Annotated in this window: 8 protein-coding genes; 3 read left to right on the top strand and 5 right to left on the bottom strand. The window is 74.9% G+C overall.

Features of this window, described 5'->3' with window-relative positions; genetic code table 11:
• Nucleotides 1–272: nitrile hydratase accessory protein (locus tag ACE3Q3_RS21900; RefSeq protein WP_374449553.1), on the top strand; the 272-nt coding region annotated here is incomplete at its 5' end.
• Nucleotides 273–276: 4 nt separating this feature from the next.
• On the opposite strand, the gene ACE3Q3_RS21895 is transcribed toward ACE3Q3_RS21900, so the two are convergent.
• Nucleotides 277–1,023, bottom strand: a complete 747-nt coding sequence (locus ACE3Q3_RS21895; protein ID WP_374449552.1) for an SDR family oxidoreductase — start codon at nucleotides 1,021–1,023, stop codon at nucleotides 277–279.
• Between the two features lie 98 nt (nucleotides 1,024–1,121).
• Between ACE3Q3_RS21895 and ACE3Q3_RS21890 the strand changes: the two genes are divergently transcribed.
• On the top strand, nucleotides 1,122–1,937 hold the full coding sequence (locus ACE3Q3_RS21890; protein WP_374449550.1) for a DUF169 domain-containing protein: 816 nt from the start codon (nucleotides 1,122–1,124) through the stop codon (nucleotides 1,935–1,937).
• On the opposite strand, the gene ACE3Q3_RS21885 is transcribed toward ACE3Q3_RS21890, so the two are convergent.
• From ACE3Q3_RS21885 to ACE3Q3_RS21870, 4 genes are read right to left on the bottom strand one after another with little or no spacing between them, the layout of a single operon-like run.
• Nucleotides 1,907–3,445, bottom strand: a complete 1,539-nt coding sequence (locus tag ACE3Q3_RS21885) for a nucleotidyltransferase family protein (protein ID WP_374449548.1) — start codon at nucleotides 3,443–3,445, stop codon at nucleotides 1,907–1,909. The two genes, ACE3Q3_RS21890 and ACE3Q3_RS21885, sit on opposite strands and share 31 nt — an antisense overlap.
• 35 nt (nucleotides 3,446–3,480) lie before the next feature.
• Nucleotides 3,481–4,332 carry a serine protease gene (locus ACE3Q3_RS21880; RefSeq protein ID WP_374449547.1) on the bottom strand — a complete coding sequence of 284 codons (852 nt, stop codon included), beginning with the start codon at nucleotides 4,330–4,332 and terminating at the stop codon, nucleotides 3,481–3,483.
• Nucleotides 4,320–5,354, bottom strand: coding sequence for a GTP-binding protein (locus ACE3Q3_RS21875; RefSeq protein ID WP_374449545.1), 1,035 nt, complete (start codon nucleotides 5,352–5,354; stop codon nucleotides 4,320–4,322). The genes ACE3Q3_RS21880 and ACE3Q3_RS21875 overlap by 13 nt, the downstream gene beginning before the upstream one ends.
• Before the next feature lie 20 nt (nucleotides 5,355–5,374).
• Complete coding sequence (locus ACE3Q3_RS21870; protein WP_374449543.1) at nucleotides 5,375–6,847, bottom strand: nucleotidyltransferase family protein; 1,473 nt, start codon at nucleotides 6,845–6,847, stop codon at nucleotides 5,375–5,377.
• Nucleotides 6,848–7,032: 185 nt separating this feature from the next.
• Between ACE3Q3_RS21870 and ACE3Q3_RS21865 the strand changes: the two genes are divergently transcribed.
• Nucleotides 7,033–7,279 (top strand): twin-arginine translocation signal domain-containing protein (locus ACE3Q3_RS21865; RefSeq protein ID WP_374449541.1); only part of this gene is annotated, 247 nt, incomplete at its 3' end.

Genomic DNA, 7,279 nt, shown 5'->3' with positions numbered 1-7,279 from the left:
TCGCCATGGCGGTGCGCCTGCACGAGCGGGGCGTCTTCACCTGGACCGAGTGGGCGGCGACGCTGGCCGAGGAGATCACCCGCGCGCAGGACCGCGGCGATCCCGACTTCGGCGACACCTACTACCGGCATTGGCTGGCCGCCCTGGAACGACTGGCGGCCGCCAAAGGCGTCGTCTCGCCCGAGGAGATGACGGCCCGCCGCGACGCCTGGGACCGCGCCGTCCGCGCGACGCCGCACGGGCAGCCGATCGAGCTCGCCAAGGGTCTTTAGACGTTCACCGCCCCCCGGCGACGTCGAAGAGCGCGCCGGTGACGTAGGCCGCGGCTGGCGACAGCAGCCAGAGGATGGTGGCCGCGACCTCGTCGGCGGTGCCCGGCCGGCCGGCCGGGATCTGCGGGCCGAAGCCGGCCAGGAACTCGCGCCCGCCATGGACGTCGTGGATGTCGGTGGCGATGATGCCGGGCCGCACGGCGTTGACGCGGATGCCCTCGGGCGCCAGTTCGCGGGCGAGGCCGAGCGTCAGCGCGTCGACCGCGCCCTTGCTGGCGGCATAGTGGACTTCCTCCGGCAGGCCGCCGGTGCGCGACACCACCGACGAGACGTTGACGATCGCCCCGCCGGCGCCGCCGCGGCTCCGCGCCATGCGGCGCGCCGCCTCGGCCGTGGCGTGGTAGGCGCTGGCGACGTTGACCGCCAGCACCCGTTCGAACGCGCCCGGCTCGGGCGCCATGACCGGGAAGCGGCCGCCGATGATGCCGGCATTGTTGACGAGGCCGCCCAGGCGGCCGAGGCGGGCATCGACGGCGGCGAAGAGGCGGGCGACGGCGGCGGCGTCCGCGATTTCGGCCTGGAAGGCCTCGGCGGCGCCGCCCGCCGCGCGGATCTCCGCCGCCAGCGCCTCGGCCGGGCCGGCCGAATGGCCATAGTGGATGGCGACCCGCCAGCCTCCGGCGGCGGCCTGCCGCGCCACCGCCGCGCCGATGCCGCGGCCTGCCCCCGTCACCACCAGAACCTCGTCCATGGCCCCTCCTCCGCTTCCGCCGGGATAGTAGCGGGATTTGCTTCGCCGCCGCGCCGCCCAGGGGCAAGATCGGCGGCCACGACAACGGAGGACGCCCGATGGCGAAGAAGAAGGCCCCGGCCCCGACGGCCGCCGAGCTGAAGGACCTGGCGCAGCGGCTGGAGACGCTGCTGCGGCTGCGCACGCTGCCGATCGGCATGCGGCATTTCGACGACGAGGCGAGCTTCGACGCGGTCCCGGGCCTGCGCCGGCCGAAGCCGGGCCGGCACTTCTCCACCTGCCAGCTCGTCACCCAGGCGCGGGTCGCCGGCCTCACCGTCGGCATCCGTCACGAGAACGTGCGCCCGTGGAGCAACTGCGGCGGGGTGATCGGCCTCAACGCCCCCAGCGACGACTATCTTTCCGGCCGCAAGATGGCCGGCGTCTGGTTCGCCGACCTCAAGAACGCCCGCCTGCACCAGGCGCAGATGCCGCGGGTGACGCCCGGTCGGCATATCGGCCTCGTCGTCTCGCCGCTGCGCTCGGCCCGGCTCGACCCGCCCGACATCTGCCTCTTCTACGGCACGCCCGGCCAGACCATCCTTTTCGTCAACGGCCTGCAGCACGGCCGCTACAAGCGCTACGACATGAGCATCACCGGCGAGAGCGCCTGCGCCGATTCGTGGGGCCGGGCGCTCGCCACCCGCAAGACCTCGATCTCGATCCCCTGCTATGCCGAGCGCCGCTATGGCGGGGTGGCCGACGACGAGATGCTGGTCGCCTGCCCGCCCGACGAGTTCCGGCGCGGCGTCGAGGGGCTGGAGGCCCTGTCGAAGGTCGGGCTCCGCTATCCGATCCCGCCCTACGGCGCCAACATGGACCCGGCCGAGGGGATGGACGTCAGCTACGGCGCGGGCGGCAAGCGCTCGGCCTGACCGGCCGGCGACGGGATCGCGACGACCGCGTCCGGAAAGCCCGTCCAGCCGCTGAGATGCGGCGTCGGCAGCAGGTCGTCGACGCCGAGCAGGCTCGCCTGCAGGAAGCCCATGACGGCGTCGAAGCGGAAGACGACGGCGCCCTGGGGCCAGTCGGCGAGCGAGGTGTCGAAGACGCGCAGGCCCCAGCGGCCGGCGGCGTCGCGCCGCACGGTGGCGAAGACCGGCCAGTTGCGGCCGTCCCCGACGTCGACCGAGTGGGCGAAGCGGAACAGCCCCTCCATACCCTCCGTCTCGCGCCGGTGCCAACGGTCGGACGCCAGCACGTCGGCGCGGACGGCGGTGGTGACCGGGGATTGCGGCCCATGCTCGCGGATATGGTCGAAACCCAGCCGATCCAGCCACTGGTGGAGATCGGGCGTCGCCATGCGATCGGGCAGGAAGGCGACCCGCCGCCGCCCCGGCAGCCGCTCCTCGAGGAGGTCGAGGCGTGGCGGGAGCATCGCCCGGATTTCGGCGAGCGTGATCGGCGCCGCCCAGGTCCGCGTCCGGACGAGGAAGCTCGCCCGCTCGGCCGCCGTGTCGGGCGGCGCCAGGGCGGCGATCGCGGTCGGCGGGATCGCCGCGCCGAACCGGGCGCGGAGATAGGCGAGCCCGGTCCGCAGGGCCGGGCGCTGCCCGAAGCGCGCCGCCAGGCCGACCAGCCGGTCCCAGTCGATGCGGTCTCCCTCCGCCGCCAGCAGGTCGAGGGAATCCGAGATCCACCGGATGGTCGGGACGGGATTGCGCGGGATGCCGTGGACGACGACGTGGAAGAGCTGTTCGGTCGGCGCCAGCGTCAGCGCCGGGAGGCCACGGAGGTCGATCGGTTCCGCCGTCTCCCAGAAGGGCGCATCGGGATCGGCACCGCCGACCCAGGTGCCGGCCAGCCGCCAGTGCAGGTCGATCTGCAGGCGCCGGTCGTCCTGGACGGCGAGCCCGTGGCGGAGCTGGATATGGAGGTCGGCCAGCAACGGGTCGTCGGCGACGGCGCGGAACAGGGGATCGGCGACCGCCAGGGCCCGGCGCGCATCGGCGGTGCGGACCAGCAGGTCGACGTCCGCCATCGGCCGGAACCCGGCCGAGAAGCCGATCGAACCGACCAGCGCCGCGCCCTTGAGGACGAGGCATTCGATGCCGGCCGCGCGCAGCCGCTCGACGACGTCGCGCGCCCACTGGAAGAGCAGGTTGTTGCGGTAGAGGGAGCGGCGGAAGAGACCCTTGAGCCGGCCGAGGAACGGATGGTCCGGCGCGAACGTCCGCAGCCGCGCATAGAGGTGCGGGTAGAGGCGATAGCAGCCCTCGTCGAGGTCGGTCATGTCGACCTCGGACTGCCATGCCTCGAACAGCGCCGGCGCCTCCGCCGCCGGGCCGTAGAGGATGGCCAGCAGGCGCTCGTGGACCGGGTTCACGAGCCCGGGCGGCAGCATACCTTCGGGCGGCAGGGCGGGATCGGCGGCAATCGGCATGGGGTGCGGACATTCGGGCCGTGGCCGCCGCCGGGTCAAGGGCGGAGGAGTCGCGCCAGCGCCTCCAGCGACGGCGCGGGCGCCGGCCGCCCGGTTCGGCGCGCGAGGTCGCGCACCGTCGCCGTCGGCCGCGGGTCGAGGCCGGCCGCCGTCGGAGGCCGCGATTCCGGCCAGTCCGTGCCGGCCGCCCGCAGGACCGCCGCCGACACCGCCACCCCCACCGGCCCGGCGGCCCGGCGCGCGTGCCCGGAATGGATGCCGATCAGGACGACCCGGCCGCCCTCGATGCGCAGCAGCGGCGAGCCGGAATCGCCCCGCACCGCGTCGCAGTTGTGCGCCAGGAGCGGCCGGCCGCCGGCGGCCGGCCGCACCTCGCAGCCCAGCACCGCCATCGGCAGGTGCGCGCGGTCCTGGCCGTAGCCGGCGCGCAGAACCCCCGCCTCCGCGGCCGGCCCCGGATCGGCCGGCGCGATCCAGCCGACTTCGCGCCCGATCGGCCGCGCCAGGGTGACGATCGCCCAGTCCGCCGCCGGATCGCCGGGCGGGCCGTCGGTGCCGCGTCGGATCGCCACCGCGGCGGCCGTCGCCGCCCATTCGCCACGGGCGTAGCCGGCGAGGAAGTGCACCGCTTCCGGCCGCAGCGGCTGGCCGGTGCGCCGGTTGAAGAGACAGTGGGCGGCGGTCGCCACCCGGTCCGGCGCCACGAGGGTGCCGGTGCAGCGCTGGCCGATGCGGGTGTTGAGGCGGCCGACGGCGCTCCAGGGATATTCCCGGGCCGACACGATCTGCCGGTCGTCGGCCCCGGCGATCCCTGGCAGGCGCGCCGGCTCGGCGGCCGCGCTGCCCGCCGCCAGCAGGCCCAGCGCCGCCAGGATCAGGTGGGGCATCGGCCCGCTGCCAGTTCGTTCCATCCGGCCGCGATGGCGTCGCGATCGAGGTTGCGGCCGATCAGAACGACGGCCGAGCGCCGCGGACCGTCGGGCCAGCCGGCCAGCAGGGTCGGCGGGTGGAGGACGTGGTGGACACCGTGGACGACCAGCGGCGCCGCCTCGCCGACGACGTCGAACACGCCCTTGATGCGCATCAGGTCCGGCCCCCGCTCCGCCCGCAGGCGCTGCAGCCAGGACGACAGGTGCTCCCACGCGAGCGGCGACGCCGCCGTCAGGCAGACGGCGCCGACATCGGCCGCGTGCCGGGGCAGGCCGGCTGCGGCGGCATGGGCGTCGAGCGCCAGCCAGCGCGCGACGTCGGGGATGGGGCGGTCCGGGCGGTGGAGCCCGGCGCCGAACAGCCGGTCGGGATCGACCTCGCCATGGTCGACCGCGATCACCGGGGCGGCCGCGTTCAGCCGCCGCACCCGGGCGACGAGCGCCGCCTCCCCGTCCGCCGACACGAGGTCGCGCTTGGTGAGGACGATCCGGTCGGCGATGGCGACCTGCTTCACCGCCTCGCGGTGGCGGTCGAGCTGCATGGCGCCATGCGCGGCGTCGAGCGTGGCGATCACCGCATCGAGGCGGACGGCGTGCAGGAGCAGGGGATTGGCGAGCAGCAGCTGCACCAGGGGCGCGGGATCGGCCAGTCCCGTCGTCTCCACCAGCACGCGGGAGAAGGGCGGGACCTCGCCGCGGTCGCGCCGGGCGAGCAGGTCGCGCAGCGTCGTCTCGACGTCGCTGCGCACGGCGCAGCAGATGCAGCCCGAGGCGAGCAGCACGACCTCCCCCGCCACCGCCTCGACCAGGAGGTGGTCGAGGGCGATGTCGCCGAACTCGTTGACCAGGACGGCGGTATCGGCCATGCCCGGCCGCCGCAGCAGCCGGTTGACGAGCGTCGTCTTGCCGCTGCCGAGGAAGCCCGTCACCAGCGACACCGGCAGCCGCTCGGCCGACTTGTCGCGGTCGAAAAGGCCCATGCGGCGATCCTAGACGGCGGTCAGCCGGCGCGGAAGGCGCCGGCCGCGAAGAAGCCCGGCCAGATCGGCAGGGCGCTCGTGGGCATGGTCGCGCGCGCGCCGACCAGGTTCGGCCGCAGCAGGCGGTCGGCGCGGTCGAGACGGAGGACGACCGCCCCCCGCGGCCAGGCCCGGAGGCTGGTGCAGAAGACGCGCAGGCCCGGCCGGCCGTCGGCGAGGCGCCGCAGGTCGGCGTAGACGTGGCGCACCGGCAAGGCACCCTCCGGTACGTCGAAGCGGAAGAGCCGGGTGGTCCCGTCGGTGCCCGTATCGAGCGACCCGAGCTGCCGGCGGACCGCTTCGGTGATGGGGGATTCCGGCCGGAACTCGCAGACGAAATCGGCGCCCAGCCGGCGCAGCCAGCCGAGCACGGACGGCCGCAGGCTGGCGTCGGTCAGGTGGGCGACGAGCCCATGCCCCGGCAGCCGCTCGGCCAGGATCGGCAGCATCGCCGCCGTCAGAGTTTCGGCCGCGGCGAGATGGGCGGGTGGCGTCCAGCCGCGGGTCAGGACGTCGAACTCCGCCTGCTCGACGGCATCGGCCGCGCCGGCGGCGGCGAGTTCCGCGACCACGCCAGCCGGCACCGCGGCATCGAAGATCGCCCGCAGATAGCCCAGACCGCGCGCCAGCAGCAGCGACCGCCGGAAGCGCCGCGCCAGCGCCACCAGCCGGCCCCAGTCGATCCGGCGCCCCTCGGTCGTCAGCAGTTCGAGGGAGTCGGCGATCCAGCGGATCGCCGGCGCCGGATTGCGCGGCAGCCCATGCACGACGAGGTGGAAGAGCAGATCGGTCGGCGCCAGCACCCGGATGGTACGGCCCTGCAGGACCGCCGTCTCCGCCTCGTCCCAGAACGGCCGGTCGGGATCGGCGCCCGACGCCCAGACCCCGGCGAGGCGCCAGTGGAGATCGATCTCGAGCCGGTTGGCGTCGCGCACCGTGTAGCCGTGCCGCAGCAACACATGCGCCACGGTCCGGTCCGGATCGTCGAGCAGCACCCGGAAGCGCGGATCGGCGACCGCGATCGCGCGTTCGGCATCGCGGGTCGGCACCAGGAGGTCGACGTCGGCCATCGGACGCAGTCCGGCCGACAGGCCGGTCGCGGTGACCAGGGAGGCGCCCTTCAGGACGAGGCAGTCGATGCCGGCGGCAGCGAGGCGGTCGACCACGTCCAGCGCCCAGCGGAAGAGGAGCTGGTTGCGATAGAAGGTGCGGCGGAACGTCCCCTTCATCCGCCCGAGAAAGGCGTGGTCCGGGGCGAGGTGCCGGATGCGACGGTAGAGCTGCGGATAGAGCCGGTAGCAGCCGTCGTCGAGGTCGGTGAGGTCGAGCCCCTCCTGCCAGACCCGGAAGCGCTCGGCCGCCCCCGCCTCCGGACCGTAGATCACCCGCAGCAGCCGCTCCTGGACCGGGGTGACGAGGCCGTCCGGCAGGGCGGCGGCCGGCGCGTCGGTCATCGGCATCGGCCTCCCGGATTCGGCGGGAGAATGGTGCGATCTCCACCCGCATTCGGCGGCGCCGGCCTTGACAGCGGACGGCCGGCCCGGAAAGGGTGGTCGGCGGCGCGTGACGGCGTCCGAGAAGCGCGGCACGGCGCCGGACCTGGATGCGGGACCGAGGGGTCCCGATGGGAGGAACGACCGTGACCGACATCCGCGATCCCCACGACCGCCCGGCGCAGGCCGCCGCGGCGGCAGCCCCGCCCTCGCCCGAGCGGCGCGATTTCCTCAAGACGGCGGGCCTGGCCGGCGCCGCCGGGCTCGCCGCCGGCAAGTTCGCCGCCGCCCCGGTGGCGACCGCCCAGGCCCAGACCGCGCCGGCGGGCGGGCAGCCCTGGTGGCCGTCGCGCTGGGGCGCCGACGACGAGAAGGGCGCCAGCAACTGGATGA

The organism is Allostella sp., from assembly GCF_041913585.1.
In the GTDB taxonomy this organism is placed as follows: domain Bacteria; phylum Pseudomonadota; class Alphaproteobacteria; order ATCC43930; family Allostellaceae; genus Allostella.
The sequence above is the reverse complement of the archived record's forward strand: the minus strand, read 5'-3'. Positions and strand labels throughout refer to the sequence as shown.

What these genes read in the sequence shown, in the direction of transcription:
- ACE3Q3_RS21880 (WP_374449547.1), bottom strand. Translation starts at nt 4,332, where the DNA reads ATGCCCCACCTGATCCTGGCGGCGCTGGGCCTGCTGGCGGCGGGCAGC.
- ACE3Q3_RS21885 (WP_374449548.1), bottom strand. Translation starts at nt 3,445, where the DNA reads ATGCCGATTGCCGCCGATCCCGCCCTGCCGCCCGAAGGTATGCTGCCG.
- ACE3Q3_RS21870 (WP_374449543.1), bottom strand. Translation starts at nt 6,847, where the DNA reads ATGACCGACGCGCCGGCCGCCGCCCTGCCGGACGGCCTCGTCACCCCG.
- ACE3Q3_RS21890 (WP_374449550.1), top strand. Translation starts at nt 1,122, where the DNA reads ATGGCGAAGAAGAAGGCCCCGGCCCCGACGGCCGCCGAGCTGAAGGAC.
- ACE3Q3_RS21875 (WP_374449545.1), bottom strand. Translation starts at nt 5,354, where the DNA reads ATGGGCCTTTTCGACCGCGACAAGTCGGCCGAGCGGCTGCCGGTGTCG.
- ACE3Q3_RS21895 (WP_374449552.1), bottom strand. Translation starts at nt 1,023, where the DNA reads ATGGACGAGGTTCTGGTGGTGACGGGGGCAGGCCGCGGCATCGGCGCG.